Source organism: Streptomyces corchorusii, from assembly GCF_001514055.1.
GTDB classification, from domain to species: Bacteria; Actinomycetota; Actinomycetes; order Streptomycetales; family Streptomycetaceae; genus Streptomyces; species Streptomyces olivaceoviridis.
Genome location: NZ_KQ948355.1, coordinates 281435 through 303517, shown reverse-complemented (window position 1 = coordinate 303517; position 22083 = coordinate 281435). Strand labels below are relative to the sequence as shown.

Genomic DNA, 22083 nt, shown 5'->3' with positions numbered 1-22083 from the left:
GGCGGGGGAGGTGCCGGCCCCGTCCAGACGCCGGACACACCGGTCCGGCAGTGGTCGAAGACCGGCACACCCCCCTGACACCGTGCCGGAGTATCAGCGCGTGGCGAGGAACTCCAGCGTGTCGATCACGCGGTTCGAGAAGCCCCACTCGTTGTCGTACCACGCGACCACCTTGATGTGGCGGCCGTCGACGCGGGTGAGGGCCGAGTCGAAGATCGACGAGGCGGGATTGCCCGTGATGTCGGACGACACGAGCGGGTCGTCCGAGTACTCAAGGATGCCGGCGAGCGGCCCCTCCGCTGCGGCGCGGTACGCCGCCAGCACCTCGTCGCGCGTCACATCGCGGGCGACGGTCGTGTTGAGCTCGACGATCGAGCCCACCGGCACCGGCACGCGGATCGAGTCGCCCGACAGCTTGCCTTCGAGGTTGGGCAGCACCAGGCCGATCGCCTTGGCCGCGCCGGTCGTGGTCGGCACGATGTTGATGCCGGCGGCCCGGGCGCGACGGGCGTCGCGGTGCGGGCCGTCCTGGAGGTTCTGTTCCTGCGTGTAGGCGTGCACCGTCGTCATGAACCCGTGCTCGATACCGGCGAGTTCGTCGAGGACCGCGGCCAGCGGCGCGAGCGCGTTGGTGGTGCACGAGGCGTTCGAGACGATCGTGTGCACGGCCGGATCGTAGGCGTCGGTGTTGACCCCGAACGCGAGCGTGACGTCGGCGCCGTCCGACGGCGCGCTGACGAGCACCTTCTTCGCACCGGCGTCGAGGTGGGCCCGGGCGGCCTTGGCCGAGGTGAAGCGGCCGGTGGCCTCCAGGACGATGTCGACACCGAGTTCGGCCCACGGCAACTGCGCCGGTTCGCGCTCGGCCAGCACCGTGATCCGCCGGCCGTCGACGACAAGGGTGTTGCCGTCGACGGTCACCGGGCGACCGAGCCGGCCGGCCGTGCTGTCGAAGGCGAGCAGCCGGGCGAGCGTGGCGGGCTCTGTCAGATCGTTGACGGCGACGATCTCCAGGGCACTGTCGCGCTCCAGCAGTGCGCGCAGCACATTGCGTCCGATGCGGCCGAATCCGTTGATGGCGATGCGAGTCATGTGTGACGTCCCTTCCGTTCACCACCAGACTCGCCCGCGGCCCGCGCCACCGACAGTGGCGGGATCGCCACGGTCCACAAGGATCCCGCCAGCCGGCGTGGTGCCGGGCGGCCTACTCGCCCCGGGTGAAGGTGCGCCGGTACTCGCTCGGAGTGGTGCCGAGGATGCGCTGGAAGTGGAGCCGCAGGTTCGCGCCGGTGCCGAGCCCGACGTCGGCGGCGATCTGTTCGACGCTGCGCTGGGAGCGCTCAAGCAGTTCGCGGGCCAGGTCGATGCGGGCCCGCATCACCCACTGCATCGGCGTGTAGCCGGTCTCCTCGACGAAGCGCCGGGAGAACGTGCGGGGCGAGACGCCCGCCTGCCGCGCCAGTACGTCGAGGGTGAGGGGCTCGCCGAGCCGGTGCAGCGCCCACTCGCGGGTCGCGGCGAACCGCTCGCCGAGCGGCTCGGGGACGCTGCGCGGCACGTACTGGGCCTGGCCGCCGCTGCGGTAGGGGGCGGCGACCAGACGCCGGGCCGCGTGGTTGGACGCGGCCACTCCGAGGTCGCCGCGCAGGATGTGCAGGCACAGGTCGATGCCGGAGGCGGCGCCGGCCGAGGTGAGCACGCTGCCCTCGTCGACGAACAGCACGTTCTCGTCGACCTGGACGAACGGATGCCTGGCCGCGAGTGCCCGCGTGTAGTGCCAGTGCGTGGTGGCGCGCTTGCCGTCGAGCAGGCCCGTGGCGGCGAGCGCGAAGGCGCCCGTCGAGATGGCGGCGAGCCGGGCGCCCCGCTCGTGGGCGGAGATCAGTGCGTCGATCACGGCCTGCGGCGGGTCGTCGCGGTCCGGGAACCGGTAGCCGGGCACGAAGACGATGTCGGCCCACGCGAGCGCGTCGAGGCCGTGGGCGACGTAGTACGCGAGGCCGTCGCCGCCGGTCACGAGACCGGGCGCCGCCCCGCACACCCGCACCTCGTACGGCATGCTCGCGCGGGTGGTGAAGACCTGCGCGGGAATTCCGACGTCGAGCGGCTTCGCACCGTCGAGCACGAGGACGGCGACGCGACGGAGGGGGGAGGGCGGCACAGGGAAAGGTTACGTGGGGCGTGACGTCGGCATGCCACCGCGCGGTCGTCGCCCCGTCCCGTCCCTCCTTCCCCTGCCGTGCGCGGTGCCGGCGTACCTGGCCTCAGAGCTGGAGGGGCAGGTGCCGGGGGCCGCGGAGCATGGCGTTCTGACGGTAGGGCGGTGGGTCCTGGACCAGCCGGGCCGTGCCGAGGTGGGGAAGCAGGGCGCCGAGCGCGGAATACGCCTCGATGCGGGCCAGGGGGCCGCCGTAGCAGAGGTGGATGCCGCTGCCGAAGCCGAAGTGCTGGTTGTCCGGACGGGTGGGGTCGAACCGGTCGGGCTCGTCGAACCGCTTGGGGTCGCGGCTGGCCGAGGCCAGCACCAGGATGACGGACGCGCCTTCCGGGAGGGTGGTGCCGGCGACGTCGACGTCGGCGCGCGGGATGCGCTCGCGCATGTGGACCGGAGGCTCGAAACGCAGCAGCTCCTCCACCGCTCGCGGCAGCAGGTCCGGTTCGCGGCGCAGCAGGTCCAGCTGGTCGGGCCGGCGCAGCAGGGTGAGCACACCGTTGGTGATGAGGTTGACCGTGGTCTCGTGCCCGGCGATGAGCAGCAGGACCGCCGTTTCCGCGAGTTCCTCCCGTGTCAGGCGCAGAGCCGGGTCGGGCTCGTTGACGAAGGCGGACAGCATGTCGTCGCTCGGCTTGCCGCGGCGCTGTTCGGCGAGGTTCACCAGGTAGCCGCCCATCTCCATCCTTGCCTGTTCACCGGCCTTGTCCGTCTCGGTGGTGTCCGCGCCGGGCCTGACGTCGGCGGCGGCGACGAGGGCGTCGGACCAGGCCCTGAAGAGGGGCTCGTCCTCGCGGGGCACGCCGAGCAGGCGGCAGATGACCGTGACGGGCAGCGGGTAGGCGAAGTCGTCGACGAGATCGATCTGCTCGCCCGCGCGGAAGGACGCCAGCAGTTCCTGGGTGATCCGGTCGATCTCTCCGCGCATGCCGTCGACGCGGCGGGGGCTGTGCGGCGGACCGAAGGGCCGCATGGCCAGGGTGCGCAGCCGGTGGTGTTCGGGGTCGTCGAGCCGCAGGAACGGCAGTTGCTGGGCCTCCCCGCCGCGGGTACGGGGATCGACGCTCATCCGCGGGTCGTGGAGCAGGGCGGCGACCTCGTGGTAGGTGCCGATCAGGTAGCTGCCGTCAGCCTGCTGAACCACGGGACCGGCCGCGCGGAGTTCCGCGTACAGCGGGTACGGGTCAGGGCGGCTGGCGTAGTCGGTGATGCGTGCCAGCAGGGTCTCGGAGGCCATGGCGGCTCCTCGTGGTGGGGCGGGACGTGGGCTAGACCACGGTCAGTCGGCGGTCGGGGAGGTGACCGGTGAGCGCGACGGTCGGTCCGTGGGACAGCACCGACGGATCGGGCACGTCGGAGGGGATCGTGACGTCGGCCGCGATCGCCCGGTCCGCCGCGCCGGGCGGGGGCGGGAAGGGAGCGGCCGACTCGATCAGGTGCCGGTAGTAGTCGAGCGACTTGGCCATGTCGACGGTGACGGCCGCGGTGACCCGGCCCTTGTACCCGTAGACCATGGCGAGACGGCGCGCCTCCAACGAGCCCTGGGCGATGACGATGTGGTCGGAGTACGTGGGCACGCCCACGGACTTGATGTTGAGTCCGAACTGGGTCGACCAGAACACCGGGACCGCCAGGTGCGGGCGTTGCAGCGGACCCGGGTTGACCATGTTGTGGGCCGCCACCTCGGCCTGCTCGACCGCGTTGCCCCAGTGCTCCAGGGACAGCAACTGGTAGCCGAACAGCGGGTGGGGGAAGCGGGAGACGTCGCCGGCCACGAAGACGTCGTCGGTGACGATCCCGTACATGTTGAAGGCGCGGCACCCGGCGTCGCACGCGATCCCGCGCGGGCCCGCCGCCAGCCCCGACTCCGCCAGCCATTCGACGTTGCGGATCGCTCCCAACGCCGCGACGCACACGTCCGCGTCGACCCGGCTGCCGTCGGACAGCTCCGCACCCGTGAAGGCGCCGTTGCCGTTCAGGGCGGTGACCGTCACACCGGTGCGCAGGTCCACACCGTGGTTGCGCTGCATCACGGCCGCGAGCTTCGACAGGGTGCCGCCGAGCGCGCCGACCAAGGGAGCGGGGCCGCGCTCGGTGACCGTGACCTGCACCCCCAACTCCCGGCAGGCCGAGGCGATCTCCGAGCCCGTGAAGCCGCCGCCGATGACCAGCACACGCTCCGGCCCCGCGGCGAGCCGCTCGGCCAGCCCCGCGCCGTCCTCGCGGGTACGCAGGGTGAACACCCCCTCCAGCGCGGCCTCCTCCTTGTTAGGCCAAGGCCGGGCACGGGTTCCGGTGGCGATCAGCACCCGGTCGTACGGCAGTGACTCCCCGTCGTCCAGCAGCACCCGCTTCTCCAGCAGGTCCAGGCCCGTGGCGCGGACGCCCAGCCGCCACTCGGCGTCCGGATCCCGGCGCATCGGCAGCTCGGTGGTCTGCGCCGTCGCCTGCCCGAGCAGCACCTGCTTGGACAGCGGCGGACGGTCGTAGGGTGCGTGGGGTTCGTCCCCGACCACGGTCAGTGAGCCGGTGAACCCTTCCTCGCGCAGCGCTTCCGCGGCCCGCAGTCCGGCCAGCGACGCACCGACGATGACGATGCGGCCGTCCTTGAGGTCATCGGGCACCGCTGCTCACCTCTTCCCCCAGGAGTATGGCCTGGACCGGACAGGCCGCCGCGGCTTGCCGCACGCGTTCTTCCTGGTCGTCGGGTACGGCCGTGGCGTAAAGAAGACCTTCCTCGCCGTGCAGCTCGAACACGTCCGGCGCGAGGAACACACACTGTGCGTATCCCTGGCAGCGCGTGAGATCGACAACGGTCCGCATCTTCACTACCTCCTCCGCTGTCCCACCCCCTCACCTCCAGAATGGGTGGAGACCCGTGCGCTCGCACGGTGGCCGCCTCGGGGGACGCCGCCGGTGCGTCGCCGGCCGAGGGCGCGGTCGAGACCGAAGACGGCGCCGATGCGGGTGGGGTGCGTGAACACCGGTGGGGACGTGCCCGGTTGCTCGCCCGCGTGGCTGATCTCCTCGGCGTACAGGCCGACATGGCCGGCGTCGCCGAGGACATCGGGGCCGGACGGCCCCACGGAGGACGAGGAGCGATGAACCTGGTCAGCGGCGTCTTCGGCGGCGCCGCGTTCGGCAGGGTCGCCGCCCGCGGCGCCAGGCGGACGGAGCCCCCGTCCGGTCACCCGCGCCACGATCGATCATCGAACCGGCCGGTGGCCGTCGTGCCCCGTTCCTGAGAGGAGCCGGCTCGGAACCCGAACGGTCGGACCACGGCACCGCTGCCCCGCGCCCGGGACGTGCGCCCGTGCGCGGTGTGGGTACTGGGACGGAGTCGGCAGGAGGGCACGATGGACACACCGCAGCCGGACGCGAAGACGGTCGCCGCTCTGGTCGCCGAGGCCGTGACCGCTCCCTCCATGCACAACGCGCAGCCCTGGCGCTTCCGCTTCCTGGCCGGTGAGCGGGTCCTGCTGCTGTTCGCCGACCTCGACCGCGCCATGCCCCGCTCCGACCCCGGCGACCGAGCCCTGCACATCGGCTGCGGTGCGGCACTGTTCACCTTGCGGGTCGCCGCGGCGCACGCCGGCATCACCCCCACGGTCAGCCTGCTGCCGGACCCCGCCGAACCGCTGCGGCTCGCCGCCGTCCGGCTGGACGAGGCAGACCCGGACGCCCCGGAGGATCTGGCACGGCTGCACCCCGCCGTCCGCCGGCGGCACACCAGCCGGTACCCCTTCGACGAGAAGGACATCCCGGAGGACGTGCGGGCCGCCCTGCGCGCGGCGGCGGAGCGGGAAGGGGCGGAGTTGCAGTTCCCCGGACCGTGGCACGTGCGGACCATCCTGGACCTGGTGCACGACGCGGAGAGCCGCGACGTCCTGCACCCGGAGGACGCGGGGGACCTGCGGCGCTGGACGCGGCTCGGACCGGAGGCCGATGCTGCCACCGACGGAGTCCCGGAGTACGCCTTCGGACCGCGCATGCGGGACGGCAAGGCACCCATGCGTGACTTCGCCGGCCGCCGCCCGGTGGCCGACCGCGGCACGACCTCGTTCGAGAAGAACCCGCACCTGGCCTTGCTGAGCACAGCGGGCGACAGCCCCGCCGACTGGCTCCGGGCCGGCCAGGCACTGCAACGGGTGCTGCTGGAGGCGACCCTGGCGGGGCTCGCCACCTCCCTGACCTCCCACGCCCTGGAGAGCCGGGACCTACGCCTGCTGACCCGTGACCCCGTGACCGGCCGCGGCCACGTCCAGATGGTGCTCCGCCTGGGCTACGGGCCACAGGGCCCCGCCACGCCCCGCCGGTCCGTCCGCGACGTCCTCGACATCGTCTGATCGGGAGGGGCCACGACGACCGGAGTGCGCGACGACGCCCGCACCGCCCCCGTCGCGGGCCCCGCCGGCTTGACGCCTTCTTGCCGGAGCGCCGGGAAGGCGACGCACCGCCGACCGGCCGGACGAGTGGTCCGATCGGGTGCCGGCCCAGGCAGCCAGGCCCTGCGGGACCGTCCGCCGCGCGGTCGGTGGTCCGAACGGCCCTGTCGGGAACCCGGCGCGTCGATGGAAGGTGGTCGTACACAGGCCGAGACGCACGAAGCCCCCGAACGCCGTCCCGACACGAAAGGGATCCGGATGTCCGTCGACACGCACACGGCGCCCGCCGAACTCTCGGACGAGGAGCTCACCTCCCTGGACGCCCACTGGCGCGCCGCGAACTACCTCTCCGTCGGCCAGATCTACCTCATGGCCAACCCCCTGCTGAGCGAGCCGCTCCAACCCGAGCACATCAAACCGCGGCTGCTCGGCCACTGGGGCACCTCACCCGGCCTGAACCTGGTGCACACCCACCTCAACCGCGTCATCAAGACCCGCGGCCTGGACGCGCTGTGCGTCTGGGGGCCCGGACACGGCGGCCCGGCCGTCCTGGCGAACTCCTGGCTGGAGGGGTCGTACACCGAGACCTACCCGGACATCACCCGGGACGCGGCCGGCATGGCCCGGCTGTTCAAGCAGTTCTCCTTCCCGGGCGGGGTCCCCAGCCATGTCGCCCCGGAGACCCCCGGCTCCATTCACGAGGGCGGTGAGCTCGGCTACTCCCTGTCGCACGCCTACGGCGCCGCCTTCGACAATCCGGACCTGCTGGTCGCCTGCGTGATCGGCGACGGTGAGGCGGAGACCGGTCCGCTGGCCGCCTCCTGGCACTCCAACAAGTTCCTCGACCCGGTCCGCGACGGCGCCGTGCTGCCGATCCTGCACCTGAACGGCTACAAGATCGCCAACCCGACGGTGCTGGCCCGGCTCCCGGAAACCGAACTGGACGAACTCCTGCGCGGCTACGGCCACGACCCCGTCCATGTCACCGGTGACGACCCGGCGGCCGTCCATCGCGCGATGGCCGCGGCGATGGACGAGGCGCTCGACCGCATCGCCGGCTTCCAGCGTGCCGCCCGCGAGGACCGGGCCACGGACCGGCCCCGCTGGCCCGTGATCGTACTGCGCACACCCAAGGGCTGGACCGGTCCCGCCGAGGTGGACGGACTGCCGGTCGAGGGCACCTGGCGCGCGCACCAGGTGCCGCTGGCCGCCGTGCGGGACAACCCGGAACACCTGCGGCAGCTGGAGCAGTGGCTGCGCTCCTACCGTCCCGAGGAACTGTTCGACGAGCACGGCGCCCCTCGCGCGCACGTTCTGGCCTGCGTCCCGGAGGGTGCCCGACGGCTCGGTGCCACACCGCACGCCAACGGCGGCCTCCTCATGCGGGAACTGCCCCTTCCGCCCCTGGAGAAGTACGCCGTCGAGGTGGACAAGCACGGCGCCACCCTGCACGAGCCCACGCGCGTCCTCGGCGACATGCTCGAAGACGTCATGCGGGCGACGACCGACCGCCGGGACTTCCGCCTCGTCGGCCCCGACGAGACCGCCTCCAACCGGCTCCAGGCCGTCTACGCGGCCAGCGGCAAGGCCTGGCAGGCCGCCGTCCTCGACGTGGACGAACACCTCGACCGGCACGGCCGGGTGATGGAGATCCTCTCCGAGCACACCTGCCAGGGCTGGCTGGAGGGCTACCTCCTCACGGGCCGGCACGGGTTGTTCTCCTGCTACGAGGCCTTCGTGCACATCGTGGACTCGATGGTCAACCAGCACATCAAGTGGCTGCGCACCACCCGCCGCCTGCCCTGGCGCGCTCCGGTCGCCTCCCTGAACTACCTCCTCACCTCCCATGTGTGGCGGCAGGACCACAACGGCTTCTCCCACCAGGACCCCGGCTTCGTGGACCACATCCTGAACAAGAGCCCCGAGGCCGTACGGGTCTACTTCCCGCCGGACGCGAACACCCTGCTGTCCGTGGCGGACCACGCCCTGCGCAGCCGCGACTACGTCAACGTGATCGTGGCGGGCAAGCAGCCCTGCTTCGACTGGCTGTCGATGGACGAGGCGAAGGTCCACTGCGCCCGGGGCGCCGGCATCTGGGAGTGGGCCGGCAGCGAGGACGGCACGCGGGAACCGGACGTGGTGCTCGCGTGCGCGGGTGACGTGCCGACGCAGGAGGTCCTCGCCGCGGCCCAGCTACTGCGCCGCCACCTGCCCGACCTGGCCGTGCGCGTGGTCAACGTGGTCGACATCGCCCGACTGCTGCCCAGCGAGGAACACCCGCACGGCATGAGCGACTTCGAGTACGACGGACTGTTCACGGCCGACAATCCGGTGATCTTCGCCTACCACGGCTACCCCTGGCTCATCCACCGGCTGGCCTACCGCCGTACCGGGCACCGCCACCTGCACGTGCGCGGCTACAAGGAGATCGGCACGACGACCACCCCCTTCGACATGGTGGTCCGCAACGACCTCGACCGCTACCGCCTGGTCATGGACGTCGTCGACCGTGTCCCCGGCCTCGCCGTCCGCGCGGCCGGGGTGCGCCAGCACATGGAGGACGCCCGCCAGCGCCACCACGTCCACATCCGGGAACACGGCACGGACCTGCCCGAGGTCGCCGACTGGACGTGGGACGGCTGAACCGCCTCCCGGGGAGAGCGCCCGGCGAAGCCTCGCCGCGGCGCTCTCCCCGCACCTCAGCGGGGTGCCGCCGGCTGATCCGGGTGCGCACGAGGTCCACCCCCCCCCCGCACGGAGCCGGACCGCGCCGTGTGGGCCGTGTTGCCCGGCAGCGTCACGGGGGCGACCGTGTAGAGGGGGGAGCGAGGAAGTGAGTCCGGTGCGAGCGCTCGTCTACCACGGCCCGGCGCAGACCTCCTGGGACACCGTGCCCGACCCCGTGATCGAGGAGGCGACCGACGCCGTCGTGCGCGTCGACGCGACCACCGTGTGCGGCACCGACCTGCACATCCGGCAGGGCGACTTCCCCGAGGTGAAGCCGGGGACCGTGCTCGGCCACGAGGCCGTCGGCGAGGTCGTGGAGACCGGCAGGCAGGTCAACCACCTGCGCCCCGGCGACCAGGTGATCGTGTCGTCCGTGTCGGCCTGCGGGGATTGCCGGGAGTGCCACGACGGCCGGTACGGACAGTGCCGGGGCGGCGGCGGATGGCTCCTGGGGAATCTGATCGACGGCACCCACGCCGAGCTCGTGCGCGTGCCGTTCGCCGATCACTCCACCACCCGGCGCCCCTGCGACCTCCCGCTGGACGACGCGGTGCTGCTCGCCGAACTCCTGCCGACCGCCTACGAGGTCGGGGTCCGCAACGGACACGTGGGTCCGGGAGACACCGTGGTCGTGGTGGGCGGCGGCCCCGTCGGCCTCGCCTCGGTCGTCGTCGCGCGGCTCTACTCGCCCCACCGGATCATCGTCGTCGACCTGGCCGGCTCACGGCTCGAAACCGCTGCCCGGGTGGGGGCGGACGCCGCCGAATCACCGGGAAAGATGATCACCGAGCTGTCCGAGGGGCCGGGAGCCGACGTGGTCATCGAGGCGTCCGGTGATCCGGACGGCTTCCTGCTGTGCACGCGCGCCGTCCGGGCGGGAGGACGCATCGCCAGCATCGGCACGCACGGCAGACCGACGACGCTGCATCTTGAGTGCCTGTGGCGCAGGAACGTGACGATCAGCATGGGGCAGGTGGACACGTCCTCCACACCGTGGCTGCTGGAATTGCTCAGGTTCGGCCAACTGGCCGTCGCCCCGTTGGTCACCCACACCTTCGGTCTCGACGCCATGGAGGACGCCTACGAGGTCTTCGCACACGGCACCGGCACGGGCGCGCTCAAAGTCGTGCTGCACCGGTGAGGGCCACCGTCGGCGAGTGAGGGCAGCAGTCGCCGGGCGCACCGGCGATCGGCCACGGAGCAGGGCCGAAGCAGGTGAGAGACCATGGTGTTCTGGTACGGACACGGCGTCGGCGCAGGACGTCCTCCGTGAGCGGCCGGCCGCGGGGAGATCGACGAGGACGACTACCGGCGCCGGCTGAACACACCGCACGCCGGACCGCCCCGGACCTGGACCGGCGAAGGGGACAGCGAGCGGTACCTGGACCGGCGAAGGGGACAGCGAGCGGCAAGGGGCCGACGGACTTCCGACCGGGCCGCAACGCCCATGCGGCGTACGGCGCGACAGGCGGCCCCGGGAAAGGCGGTGGGGACGATGACACTCCCCCTGGTCGTGGGAGTCGACGGATCGGAGCCGAGCCTCGTCGCGGTCGACTGGGCCGTGGACGAAGCCGTCCGCCACGGTCTTCCGCTCAGGCTGGTCCACGCCTCCCTCTGGGTGCGCTACGAGGCCGGCCTGCCCCCGGCGGGTCCGGGACAGTCCTCGGAGCAGGTGCTGGCCGAGCACATCGTGGCCGCGGCGGCCGACCGGGCGGAACGCCGCAACCGGGATGCGAAGATCACCACCGACATCGTTCCCGAGGAGGCGACGGCCGCTCTCCTGCGCGAGGGCGGCGCGGCCTTCGCGCTGGTGACCGGTTCGCGTGGCCGCGGCGAGCTCAGGGGACTGCTGCTCGGGTCGGTCGGTCTGGCCGTGGCGGCCCGAGCCCCCTGCCCGGCGGTCGTGGTCCGGGGCGACCGGGTGGGCCTGGCGGGTGGGCACGGGCGCATCCTGCTCGGCCTCGGTGAAGCCGGTACCGGCACGGAAGCCGTGCGCTTCGCCTTCCGGGAGGCCGAGGTGCGCGGCTGCGTCCTCGACGTCGTGCGTGCCCGGCGCGGGCCCGCCCACGACAGGAGCGGCAACCGGCTACAGGCCGAAGGACCGGTCGACACGTCCGGGGAGAGCGCCTCCTGCGTCGTCGACGCCCGGCTCACGGCCGCGATCGACGAGTACCCGCACGTCCGGACGCGCCCGGCGGCCCCTGAGGGACCGGCCGGCAAGATCCTCGTGGACCGGTCGGCCGCCGCGGACCTCGTGATCATCGGGGCACGACGCGGAAAGGGGCACTTCGGACTCCAGCTCAGCCGTGTGGGCCATGCCCTCCTCCACCACGCCCAGTGCCCGGTCGCGGTCGTGCCCGAACGGCAGTGAGTGCGGCGCGCCGTGCTCCGGACGCACCGTGGGGAACGGTCCTGCGGCCTACCCGAACAGGCTTCGCACCCTGATGGTCTCGACGCGCCGCCACGTACCGCCGGGCAGCAGCATCCGCTCGCCGTCGGCGCTGCGAGCGCTCAACCGACCGGAACCGGCCGGCCGGGGCGCCGCGCGCCGCCGCGTCTTCCTCGCCGAGGGCAGCGCCGGACCGCGGTAGGTCCGCTCGGCCCGCGCATCGGCTTGAGTGCGTCGGCTCATCGGCCCTCCAAAACGCGAGTACGGGATGCTCGTGGCGACGCCGGCCCCTTCCCGGCGGTCGGGCTCGCCCCGATGCCCGGACAGCCGTCGGCCACACACCCAGCATCCCTCCTTGTGTACCCGCGGGCGGGGCCGAATCGCACAACCACGGGAGCGAGTCGAACCGGCTGGGGCGCGCTCCACGCGCGCTGACCGCGCACAGCCGTCCGTCATGCCGCCGGATGCGCATCTCTGGCGGTGCGGCGACGGGTCCCGCAGCGTGGGGACAGGGGCGGACCGGCCCGGTGGGCACACACACCGAAGGAGAGGTGGGACGCATGGACAAGGATGCCTCCGAGCGCCGGGTGGTGGTCGGTGTCGACGGGTCGCAGTCCTCCTACGACGCCCTGCGCTGGGCCGTGCGCTACGCCGGCCTGGTCGGCGGCACCGTGGAAGCCGTCGCGGTGTGGGAGCTGCCGGGCCTGTACGGCTGGTCGGGGCCCGCCGTCGACATGGACGTCGACGAGGACGAGGCGCGCCAGAAGATGAGCCGGGAGCTGACCGACGCGCTCGGCGCGGACACGGCCGGCTCCGTGCGGACCCACGTGGTGCACGGCAACCCCGCCGACGTCCTGCTGCGAGCCGCCGAAGGAGCCGAGGCCCTGGTCGTCGGCAGCCGGGGCAGGGGCGGGTTCGCGCGCGCCCTGCTGGGCTCCGTCAGCCAGCACGTCTCGCAGCACGCGAGCTGCCCGGTGGTGATCGTGCGCTCCGCGCGGCAGTGAGAAGGGACCCATGGGCCCGGCCGCCCGGCACACTGGAAGGAGCCGGACCGCCCGGCCTCGGACCGCCCCTTCGGCGTCCGCCCCGAAGAGGGTCGGCCGGTCCCCGACGGGGCCGCATGGCCCCTGATCGCGCGCGCCCCACGGCGCCACCCTGGTGTCGGACCCCTCACCCGGGAGGCGGAGACCATGTCGCGAACCGTCACGGTGGGTCTCGACGACTCGCCCGAGAGCCGGGCCGCCGCCGAGTGGGCGGCACGCGAAGCCCTGCTGCGTCGCCTGCCGCTGAAGATCGTGCACGTCCAGGGGCCGAGGCCCCGGCAGGTGGCCCGCATGCCGTTGCGGGACCCGGTGGGTTCCCGGCGCCGGGCCCAGCAGCTGACGGACGAGTCCGCGGACGGCATCCGGCTGCGCCACCCGGGCGTCGAGGTGATCACCGAGCAGCTCACCGGCACCGTGGTCGAGGTCCTCGGCGAGGCGGCGGACCACGCCGAGCTGCTGGTGCTGGGTTCACGGGGCGTGGGCGGGTTCGGCGGGTTCGTGCTCGGCTCGGTGAGCCTGGGCGTCGTGGCCCGCGCCGAACGCCCGGTCGTGCTGGTCCGGGCCGGGGAGCAGGCCGCCGACGAGCACAGGATGGACCCGTCGGGCGTACCGTCCGCCGCGGCGCCCTTCCGGCCCGTGGTGCTCGGCCTCGACCTCGACCACCCGGACGACACGCTGCTGGACTTCGCCTTCGACGCCGCCGCCCGCCGGAAGGCGGCCCTGCGGGCCGTCCACGCCTGGTCCGAACCCTCGGCCTCGTTCCACGGCTTCTCCGGTGACGCCAGGCTCCACAACTCGCTCGAACGCGGGCAGGCCACCCTCCTTGGCAAGGTGCTGCGCCCCTGGCGGCAGAAGTTCCCGGACGTCGAGGTGATCGAGACGAGCCGGTGCGGCAGCGCTCCGCAGGTCCTCGTCAACGATTCCCGCGACGCCTCCCTGGTGGTCGTCGGACGGCGCGTCCGCCCGCACTCGTTCGGTGCGCACATCGGCCATGTCACCCACGCCGCGCTGCACCACATCGCCGCCCCCGTCGCGGTCGTCGCGCACACGTGACCAACCGCTCCGCAGGAGGAGAAGCCATGAGCGCAGCAGCCGTACAGGCGCATGGGGAGGCTCTGGATCTGCCCCTGGTCGTCGGCGTCGACGGTTCGGAGCCGAGTATGCGGGCCGTGGACTGGGCCGCCGACGAGGCGGTCCTGCGCGGGGCGCCGCTCCGGCTGGTGTACGCCTCGCTCTGGGAGCGCTACGAAGGCGCGGTCCCGGTCCAGGAGTCCGGTGATCCGTCGGAGGAGATGATGGCCGAGGAGATCGTCGGGGCCGCCGAACGAAGGGCCCGTCGCCGGCGGCCGGGCGTCAAGGTCACCACCGATGTACTGCCCGAGGAACCGGAGTACGGCCTGATACGCGAGAGCGGCAGCGCCCTGGCCGTGGTGCTGGGCTGCCGCGGTCGCGGCGGCGTGGCCGAGTCACTCCTCGGATCGGTCAGCGTCGCGGTGGCCGGGCACGCGCTGTGCCCGGTGGTCGTGCTGCGCGGAAGCGACGGCGACCAGGCGCGCTCGGCGGCACGCGGTCGCGTCGTCCTCGGGGTGGGTGCGGAGCCGGCGGGCTCGGCAGCGGTGAGGTTCGCGATCGAGGAGGCCGTGCTGCGCGGGGTCCCGCTGGAAGCCGTCCGGGCCTGGCACCGTCCCCTGCACGAGCCCCGTGCGCACCCGCGGGAGCGGCAGGCCGCCGAGACCGTCGAGGACGCGCTGCGGGACCTGCCGTCCGGCCTGCCGGTACGCCGACGCACGGTCGAGGGACACGCACGCGACGCCCTGTCGGCCCTCTCCCGGGAAGCCGACCTGCTCGTCGTCGGAGCCCGGCGCCGCCGAGGCCACCCCGGGCTCCGGCCGGGCCGTGTCGTCCACGGCGTGCTCCGCCACGCCGCCTGCCCGGTGGCGGTCGTACCCGAGCCGGCCTGACCCCCGGGCAGAAGGGCCGATCGGCCCAAGCGCGGACCCACGGACACGGCACAGCCTGAAGACCGAACCGGGGTGAGGAGCGTCATGAAAGCCTTCGTCTTCCACGGTCCCGGACAGGCGTCCTGGCAGGACGTCCCGGACCCGGCCGTCAAGGAACCCACCGACGCGATCGTGAAGGTCGGCGCGGTGACCATCTGCGGCACGGACCTGCACATCCTCAAGGGCGACGTCCCCGAGGTCCGTCCGGGGACCGTGCTCGGCCACGAGGCGGTCGGCGAGATCGTCGAGACCGGCAGTGACGTCCGCACCGTGCGCCCCGGGGACCGGGTGCTGGTCTCCTGCATCACCTCGTGCGGCCGGTGCCGGTTCTGCCGGGAGAGCGCCTACGGCCAGTGCCGGGGCGGCGGGGGCTGGATCCTCGGCCACCTCGTGGACGGCACCCAGGCCGAGTACGTCCGCGTGCCCCACGCCGACCTGTCCGTCCACGCGCTGTCCGCCACCGTGCGCGACGAGGACGCCGTCCTGCTCGCCGACATCTTCCCGACCGCCTACGAGGTCGGCGTTCTCAACGGACACGTGCGTCCCGGCGACACCGTGGCCATCGTCGGCGCCGGTCCCATCGGACTCGCGGCCATCGCCACGGCACGCCTCTTCGCGCCGGAGCGGATCATCGCCGTCGACCTGACCCCGGCCAGGCTGGAGGCAGCCCATCGGCTGGGCGCCGACGCGATCGCCGACGTCCACGAGGCTCCCGGCCAGCTGGTCGCCGACCTGACCGACGGCCTCGGCGCGGACGTGGTGATCGAAGCGGTGGGCGTGCCGGAGAGCTTCGAGATGTGCACCCGCATGGTCCGCCCCGGCGGGCACGTGGCCAATGTCGGTGTGCACGGCAGGCCGGCCACGCTGCACCTCGAAGACCTCTGGATCAAGAACGTGACGATCACGACCGGCCTGGTGGACACCTACTCCACCCCCACCCTGCTGCGGATGGCCGCCGCCGGCCGGCTGCCGACCGGGCAACTGGTCACCCACACCTTCCCGTTGCACCACATGGAAGAGGCGTACGACGTCTTCTCCCGGGCCGGCGAGAGCGGTGCGCTGAAGGTGGTGCTCGGCGTGGAGCACCACGCGCAGGTGGCCGTACCCGCACCCCCGTGACCGCGCCGTGCGCGACGGTCGTCAGCCGAGTGCCGTCACCGTCCCGCCCCGCCCCGTCAGGTCCGTCAGGCGGACACCCGCGACCAGCTCGGGGTGGATGCGGACCGCCTGGTCCAGGCCGTCCGCGGGCGCCCAGGGCCGCAACATCGCCCGGATACGGGCCAGTTCCGCCGGATCGGTCACCAGGCGGGCGTAACCCGTGACGACCACGCTCCAGCCGAGGTGGGTGTCCGGGTCGATGACGTCGGCCTCGTAGGCGACGACCACGCCCGGCCCGGACGCCTCCTCGGCGTGGGATGTCAGGGCCGTGCCCTCGTGCGTGCGGATGACGATGTCCCCGTTGTCCAGGACGTGGTTGACCGGACGGACCGTGGGCAGGGCGTGCCGGGTGAAGACGACCCTGCCCAGCGACACGCTGCCCAGCAGGCGCAGCGCCTCGGCGGGGCCGAGGTCGACGCGGCGGTGCACGGGGACGTGATCACGGGTCATGGCCTGCTTCTCCTGGACGGGCGACCGGCTTCCCGCCGGCTTCGGCCGGCCGGTGGACGCCGGGGTGCGGTACGGGCGGACCGGCGGCGCGGGGGACCGGTGCCGTTCCTGTTCTCACGGTCGTCCGTCGGATGCCTCCCCTCCAGTGCCGGTCGGCTCTCGGACGGGGGTCGGACGTCCCTCCCACCCGCCGCCACGCGCTTCGACGCCAGGCGGCGGACCCCGGCGGCACCGGAAAGCCGAACGGGTCGGACCGGCGATCCCCGGGCGAGCCGGCGAAGGTCCCCCTGGACGGGCCGTTCGACCCCTGCCCCGGAAGGCCCTGTCACCGCAGCCTGGAGATGTCGCAGACCGGTACTCGGCCCCTGGAGGACGCCATGACCGGTATTCCCACCGTCGTGAGCGACGTGATGACGCGCAGGGTCGTGGCCCTGCGCACGGGGGCGGCGTTCAAGGACATCGTGCGGGCCATGCGGGAGTGGCGGGTCAGCGCCCTTCCGGTGCTGGACGACGCCGGACGTGTCGTCGGGGTGGTCTCCGAGGCCGATCTGCTGCGCAAGCAGGAGTACGGCGGGGGCGGCCTCGACTGGTACGGGCGGGCACGGGACCTCACCGGGTTCCGCAAGGCGGACGCGGCGACCGCGGGGGAGCTGATGACCGCCCCGGCCGTCACGGTGCCGCCCGACACCGGCCTCGCCCAGGCGGCGCGCATCATGGCGCGCGGCGAGGTCAAGCGGCTGCCGGTCGTCGACCACGCGGGCATGCTGAAGGGCATCGTCAGCCGGTCCGACCTGCTGAAGGTCTTCCTGCGGGACGACCAGGACATCGCCGAGGACGTCCGGCGCGAGGTCGTCGCACGGCTCTTCGGCCCGTACGCGGAGGCGGTCCGGGTCGAGGTGCGCGACGGTGTGGTCACTCTCGCCGGCAGGACCCCCGAGACGGCTCTCGTTCCCCTGGCCACCGCCCTGGCACGGACCGTGGCCGGTGTGGTGGACGTACAGTGCGCGCTGACCGGCCCACCCCGCCACCCGGACCTCGATCCGGACCTGCCGGATCCGCAGCGGTCGGCTTCCGCCTGACGGGGCGCCGCGCGGGGAGAGGTCCGGACCGGTGGCACGGCTTGCGGGGTTCCGGCGGCCCTCGTCAGTCCAGGATCGTGGCGGCGCCGCGGCGGCGAAGGTCGGCCAGCCCGTCGAGCATGGCCTCGATCTGCTCGGGGGAGTGCCCGACCCAGTCCTTGAGCTCCGACACGACGCGCACGGGCTCGCGGGTGCGATAGGACCGGGTGGGGTTGCCGGGGAACTTCCGGTCGGTGACGTTGGGGTCGTCCTCCAGATCGCCGGTCGGCTCCACCACGTAGATCCGCCCCGGCCCGTCGCCGGCCGCGAGTTCGGCGCCCCAGGCGGCGGCATCCAAGGTCTCGGACACGTAGACGTGGCGGGACGTGCGCCCTTCCTCGAAGTTGGACGCGTACCCGGGGACCAGCAGATCCCCGGGTACGAGGGCCGCCTTCGTACCGTGCAGATAGGTTCCTGCCTCGTACACCTGGAAGGGGACAGGCGCGCTGGTCATGGGCTGCTCCTCGGGGCCTGGGCTCGGGGGAACAGGAAACCACTTCCCGCGCGTCGATGTCGTGCCGCGTGGGGGAGTTCACGTCGGTGCTCGACGTGACCGGCCGGCCGCCGAGCGGTACCCGCACGGGTCAGGTGCGCAGGAGCCGCAGGTCGATCGCGTCGGCCATCGCCTTCATCCCCTCGTCGTTGGGGTGGATGTGGTCGCCCGAGTCGTAGGCCGGGTCGAGCGCCGCCGGGTTCGCGGGGTCACGCATGGTCCGGTCGAAGTCGATGACGCCGTCGAAGGCTCCGCCGGTGCGGATCCACTGGTTGACGCTCTGGCGGATCTTCTCCGCCTCGGGCGTGTAGTACCCGTTGCCCTGGTCGGGCATCAGCGTCGCGCCGATGATGTTCACGTGGGCGGCGTGTGCCTCGTCGATCAGGGTGCGGTAGCCGTCGATCAGGTCCTGTGCGGTCAGTGGCCGGCCGTCGGGACCCGCGTTGTTGCCGATGTCGTTGATGCCTTCGAAGAGGATGACGTCCTTGACGCCCGGCTGCCCGAGGGCGTCGTGGCCGAAGCGCTTGAGGGCGCTGACCCCCTGCCACAGGTTCGGGACGTCGGTGAGGACGCGATTGCCGCCGATACCGGCGTCGACGACACTCAGTTTCTGCGGCCCCGGTCCGGAGCCCAGCCGGCGTCCGAGGAAGTCGGGCCACCGGGTGTAGGTGCCGGTCGAGGAGTGGTAGCCGTCCGTGATGGAGTCGCCGAAGGCGACGACGGTGCCCCTCGCGGTCGGTGACAGGACGTCCATCCCCGCCAGGTAGTACCAGGAGGTCGTGGTGGTGCCGAACGCGGCGGCGCTGTCGTCACCGGCGTGGTTGCCGGAGGCTATGTACGTGGTGTCGAACGCGTCGGAGTGCCAGGTCGACATTCCCGTCGCGCCGGGGACGTAGAGGCTGACGAGCAGGTTCTCGCCGGCGCTGACCGAGATCGGGACGACGTCGCTGACCGCCTCTTCGCCGACGGGGATCGTGACGTGGCGCGAGCCGCCGAAGGTGACGTTCCGGGTGGTGCCGCGCGTCGCCTCCCCGCCGCTCGCCTGCACGGCCAGGTCCACGGTGCCGACATCGAGCGGCGTGGTGCTGTACCGGTTCGACAGGGTGATGCGTACGCCCGAACCCGCGACGCTGCTGTGCACCACCATCCGTATGGTCTGGTTGTCGAAGGACGGGCCGCCGGTCGTCATGCTGGGTGACCAGGCACTGACCCGGGTGCCCTTGCTCTGCGCGGGCGATGGGGCGGCGGCGCTCGCCCCGTGCGCGGTGCTCAACGGAACGACCGTGAGGAGCACCCCGGTCACCGCGCCGAACACGGACAGCAGGGATCTGCGGCGCGGTCGGCGATCCGCCGCCGTGCCTTCCTTTTCCGAGGACATCGTTGTTCTCTCCACTCTCCGCGTCATCCGCGGCGGGCCGGCTCCGCGGGGAGTCCGGCCCGGTCCCGCCCCGCCGAAGACGGACGGACTCCGCACGGCGGGGCGGTGCGCTGACGACGGGTCATCGGGGGTTGGCTCGGGGTGTTCGTGGTGTGCGGCACCGGCCTCAGCCGGGCTTGCCCGGCGTGACCTCAGCCGCGCTTGGTCAGCGTGACCTCAGCCGAGGCTGCTCAGCGTGACCTCAGCCGAGGTTGCTCAATGTGACGGACCCACCCGGCTTCAGGCTGACCCTCCGCGAAGTGCCGCCGGCGAACACGGTCGTGTCTCGACCGCCGACGCTCTTCAGCGTCACCTGGGTGACCTTGCCGTTCCTCCACTTGAGGTCGGCGACGAAGCCGCCCCGCACGCCGACTCCGGACACCGAGCCGGACGCCGCCCACGCGGCGGGCAGTGCGGGCAGCAACTCGACGTGGCCCGGCCGCGAGTAGACCAGCATCTCGATCATCGCGGACGGCGTGCCGAAGTTCGCGTCGATCTGGAAGATGCCGCGGCCCTGCCCCATGTCCATGATGTCGAAGAGGTTCGGCGCGGTGCCGTTGCTGCCGCCCGCCGACGGCTTCAGGTTGTTGACGACGAGTTGGTAGGCCTTCTCCGCGTTCTTCAGCCGGGCCCAGCACAGGCTGCGCCAGGCGTTGGCCCAGCCGTAGCTGTTCATGCCGCGCGCGGTCAGCAGGGCGGTCGCGCCGGCGAGGATGTCCTTCGGCGTGGACTCGTCCGGGCGGATCCGGTCGCCGGGGAAGAGACCGACGAGCGGGGACAGGTGCCGGTGTGTGGTCTCGCCCAGGTTGTCGGGCGACATCCACTCCTCCAGCCAGCCGGTCTTGGGGCTGACCACGGGCAGGTACAGGCGTTGGCGCAGTCCGTCGACGGTGTCGGCGTAGGAGCTGTCCCTGCCGAGCACCCGGGTCGCGGTGCGGTAGTTGCCGAAGAGGTTCCACACCAGTTCCTGGGCGTAGGTGATGCCCTTGGCGTCGAGCGGGCCCTGTTCGGGGGACCAGTCGCTGTCGGCGATGAGGACCTCGCGTGAGGAGCCGGAGGCGTCGGTGACGGTCGTGGTGACGAGGCGGGCCTCCCAGAACTCCACCGCGCCCTTGAGCAGGGGGTAGATCTTCTCCAGGTGGGCGCGGTCCTGGGTGTACTCGTAGTGTTCGAACAGGTTCTGGCAGATCCAGGCGTTGCCGGCCGGGTGCCACCACCAGCCGCCTCCGCCGTAGGGGTTGGTGGAGATGGCCACGGTCCAGCCGGCTATCTTGCCGCTGGAGTTGCGGTACCTGTTGGCCGGACTGTTGAAGAGCCGCCGCGTGACGTCCGTCCACGAGGGCAGTTGCGCGAGGCAGTAGTCCGTGAAGGTGTCGAAGCAGTCCGACAGACCGGCGCGATCGGCCAGCCAGTAGTTCATCTGGACGTTGATGTCGGTGTGGTAGTCGCCCATCCAGTCCGGGTCGTTGCCGTCCAGCCACGGGCCCTGGAGACCCATCGGCAGCACGCCCCGTGACCCCGAGATCATCAGGTACCGCCCGAACTGGAGGTAGGCCGCCTCCAGTTCCGGGTCCGGGACGTCGTCCCGGTAGCGGGCCTGTATCCGTTGCCAGGTGTCCAGCTTGCGCTGTGCGGTGGACGAGGTGCCGAGGTCGACGGACAGTTGCTCGAACACCGGGCGGAAGTCCGCGACGTGGGTGTGCAGCAGGGTGCTCGCGGAGTGGCCGGCCGCGTCCTTGACCTTGGTGCGCGCCAGACGCTCCGGGTCCAGGGCCGGGTCGCGGAAGCCGCTCGCCGCGTCGGGCGCGTAGTTCGTGCCGCCGCTGATCACGACGGTGAGGTCCTGGCAGCCGCGGAACGAGAGGGACGTACCGCTGACGGTCACCGTGCCGGTGCTGCTGGTCGCCGTGACGGCGGCGCCGTATTTCAGGCCGTTGGCGAGGGAGGCCCCGAACGAGGCGCAGTGCTCCGTGCCGGCCGCGGTGGTGCGCTCGCCGTGGGTGCCGGCCAGTGTGACGGTGCCGGTGTAGGTGCCGCCGCCGAGCTGGGAGAAGTACACGACGATGACGTCGTCGGGGCGGCTGGCGAAGATCTGCCGCTGGTAGGTGACGCCGGACAGCTCGTAGGACGCGCTGACGAGGCCCTGGGCCAGGTCCAGGGTGCGGCGGTAGTTGTCGACGGAGCCCAGGTCGTGACCGGGGAGGTCGACCGTGAGCTCGGCCAGCAGGGTCAGGGAGCCGAAGTCGTCCCGCCCGTAGGGGAACTGGCCGTCGTCCTGGAGGGTGTCGTTGGCGCCACCGGTCCACAGGGTGGCGTCGGTGATCGTCAGCAGTTCGCTGGCGGGGTCGTTGCTCACGAGCGCTCCGAGGCGCCCGTTCCCGACCGGCAGGCCCTGCTGGATCATCGAGGTGGAGGAGCCGGGGGCCCGCCACCACAGTTGGTTCTTGGTGGCGGCGGCAGCGGACAGCATGGGCGAGGAGGCGGGGCGGGAAGGGGCCGCCGACGCGGTGAAGCTCGGCAGACCGCCGAGCGCGGCGGCCATGCCGGCGGTGGCGGCGACGGAGAGGAAGCCTCTGCGGCTGGGACGGTTGTCGCGCGAATCGGTGTGCTGGGTGTCCACGTGGTGCACTCCATGTCCGGGGAACGGCGCGTGCGGGAACGACGGATGCGGGGCCGTCGGGTGTGGTGCGA

Annotated in this window: 20 protein-coding genes; 10 read left to right on the top strand and 10 right to left on the bottom strand. The window is 72.5% G+C overall.

Annotation, left to right across the window (positions count from 1 at the left end; all coding sequences use genetic code 11):
* Positions 1–93: 93 nt before the first annotated feature.
* The 5 genes from gap to AQJ11_RS14200 form a co-directional block, all read right to left on the bottom strand.
* Complete coding sequence (gap, locus tag AQJ11_RS14220) at positions 94–1092, bottom strand: type I glyceraldehyde-3-phosphate dehydrogenase (RefSeq protein WP_058079083.1); 999 nt, start codon at positions 1090–1092, stop codon at positions 94–96.
* A gap of 112 nt (positions 1093–1204) precedes the next feature.
* A complete protein-coding gene (locus AQJ11_RS14215) occupies positions 1205–2161 on the bottom strand; it encodes a GlxA family transcriptional regulator (RefSeq protein ID WP_059263284.1) in 957 nt (318 codons plus the stop codon).
* 103 nt (positions 2162–2264) lie between these two features.
* Positions 2265–3449 (bottom strand): cytochrome P450, encoded by a 1185-nt coding sequence (locus AQJ11_RS14210; protein ID WP_014670438.1) that lies wholly within the window; start codon positions 3447–3449, stop codon positions 2265–2267.
* A 31-nt stretch (positions 3450–3480) separates the two neighbouring features.
* Positions 3481–4836, bottom strand: a complete 1356-nt coding sequence (locus AQJ11_RS14205) for an NAD(P)/FAD-dependent oxidoreductase (RefSeq protein ID WP_014670437.1) — start codon at positions 4834–4836, stop codon at positions 3481–3483.
* The gene (locus tag AQJ11_RS14200) at positions 4826–5035 is read right to left on the bottom strand and encodes a ferredoxin (protein ID WP_014670436.1); all 210 of its coding nucleotides are present in this window, start codon (positions 5033–5035) and stop codon (positions 4826–4828) included. Before AQJ11_RS14200 ends, AQJ11_RS14205 begins: the two co-directional genes overlap by 11 nt.
* 191 nt (positions 5036–5226) lie before the next feature.
* Here AQJ11_RS14200 and AQJ11_RS14195 point away from each other — a divergent pair, with 191 nt between their 5' ends.
* The 5 genes from AQJ11_RS14195 (at position 5227) to AQJ11_RS14175 (ending at position 11695) form a co-directional block, all read left to right on the top strand.
* On the top strand, positions 5227–5457 hold the full coding sequence (locus tag AQJ11_RS14195) for a hypothetical protein (protein ID WP_159061663.1): 231 nt from the start codon (positions 5227–5229) through the stop codon (positions 5455–5457).
* Positions 5458–5568: 111 nt separating this feature from the next.
* Entirely contained in the window at positions 5569–6558 is a 990-nt protein-coding gene (locus AQJ11_RS14190) for an Acg family FMN-binding oxidoreductase (protein ID WP_059263282.1), read from the top strand.
* Positions 6559–6855: 297 nt separating this feature from the next.
* Positions 6856–9240: a phosphoketolase family protein gene (locus tag AQJ11_RS14185; RefSeq protein ID WP_059263281.1), complete on the top strand. Its 2385-nt coding sequence runs from the start codon at positions 6856–6858 to the stop codon at positions 9238–9240.
* 199 nt (positions 9241–9439) lie between these two features.
* Positions 9440–10465, top strand: a complete 1026-nt coding sequence (locus tag AQJ11_RS14180) for an alcohol dehydrogenase catalytic domain-containing protein (protein WP_059263280.1) — start codon at positions 9440–9442, stop codon at positions 10463–10465.
* A gap of 354 nt (positions 10466–10819) precedes the next feature.
* The gene (locus tag AQJ11_RS14175) at positions 10820–11695 is read left to right on the top strand and encodes a universal stress protein (protein WP_208616506.1); all 876 of its coding nucleotides are present in this window, start codon (positions 10820–10822) and stop codon (positions 11693–11695) included.
* Between the two features lie 48 nt (positions 11696–11743).
* Here AQJ11_RS14175 and AQJ11_RS49785 read toward each other — a convergent pair whose 3' ends face one another.
* Positions 11744–11956 (bottom strand): hypothetical protein, encoded by a 213-nt coding sequence (locus AQJ11_RS49785; protein ID WP_167360858.1) that lies wholly within the window; start codon positions 11954–11956, stop codon positions 11744–11746.
* Between the two features lie 317 nt (positions 11957–12273).
* Between AQJ11_RS49785 and AQJ11_RS14170 the strand changes: the two genes are divergently transcribed.
* The 4 genes from AQJ11_RS14170 to AQJ11_RS14155 all read left to right on the top strand — a co-directional run bounded on the left by AQJ11_RS14170 (position 12274) and on the right by AQJ11_RS14155 (position 15875).
* Complete coding sequence (locus AQJ11_RS14170) at positions 12274–12717, top strand: universal stress protein (RefSeq protein WP_059263278.1); 444 nt, start codon at positions 12274–12276, stop codon at positions 12715–12717.
* Positions 12718–12903: 186 nt separating this feature from the next.
* Positions 12904–13809 (top strand): universal stress protein, encoded by a 906-nt coding sequence (locus AQJ11_RS14165; protein ID WP_059263277.1) that lies wholly within the window; start codon positions 12904–12906, stop codon positions 13807–13809.
* Between the two features lie 26 nt (positions 13810–13835).
* On the top strand, positions 13836–14717 hold the full coding sequence (locus tag AQJ11_RS14160; RefSeq protein WP_059263276.1) for a universal stress protein: 882 nt from the start codon (positions 13836–13838) through the stop codon (positions 14715–14717).
* A gap of 84 nt (positions 14718–14801) precedes the next feature.
* Positions 14802–15875 (top strand): zinc-dependent alcohol dehydrogenase family protein, encoded by a 1074-nt coding sequence (locus AQJ11_RS14155; protein WP_059263275.1) that lies wholly within the window; start codon positions 14802–14804, stop codon positions 15873–15875.
* A 21-nt stretch (positions 15876–15896) separates the two neighbouring features.
* On the opposite strand, the gene AQJ11_RS14150 is transcribed toward AQJ11_RS14155, so the two are convergent.
* Positions 15897–16364: a pyridoxamine 5'-phosphate oxidase family protein gene (locus tag AQJ11_RS14150; RefSeq protein WP_059263274.1), complete on the bottom strand. Its 468-nt coding sequence runs from the start codon at positions 16362–16364 to the stop codon at positions 15897–15899.
* Between the two features lie 377 nt (positions 16365–16741).
* On the opposite strand from AQJ11_RS14150, the gene AQJ11_RS14145 reads away from it, so the two are divergent.
* On the top strand, positions 16742–17443 hold the full coding sequence (locus AQJ11_RS14145; RefSeq protein ID WP_059263273.1) for a CBS domain-containing protein: 702 nt from the start codon (positions 16742–16744) through the stop codon (positions 17441–17443).
* A 64-nt stretch (positions 17444–17507) separates the two neighbouring features.
* Here AQJ11_RS14145 and arr read toward each other — a convergent pair whose 3' ends face one another.
* The 3 genes from arr to AQJ11_RS14130 all read right to left on the bottom strand — a co-directional run bounded on the left by arr (position 17508) and on the right by AQJ11_RS14130 (position 22012).
* A complete protein-coding gene (arr, locus tag AQJ11_RS14140; RefSeq protein ID WP_014670424.1) occupies positions 17508–17936 on the bottom strand; it encodes an NAD(+)--rifampin ADP-ribosyltransferase in 429 nt (142 codons plus the stop codon).
* 130 nt (positions 17937–18066) lie between these two features.
* Positions 18067–19353, bottom strand: a complete 1287-nt coding sequence (locus AQJ11_RS14135) for an SGNH/GDSL hydrolase family protein (RefSeq protein WP_059263272.1) — start codon at positions 19351–19353, stop codon at positions 18067–18069.
* Between the two features lie 241 nt (positions 19354–19594).
* On the bottom strand, positions 19595–22012 hold the full coding sequence (locus AQJ11_RS14130; protein ID WP_059263271.1) for a glycosyl hydrolase family 95 catalytic domain-containing protein: 2418 nt from the start codon (positions 22010–22012) through the stop codon (positions 19595–19597).
* Positions 22013–22083: the final 71 nt, after the last annotated feature.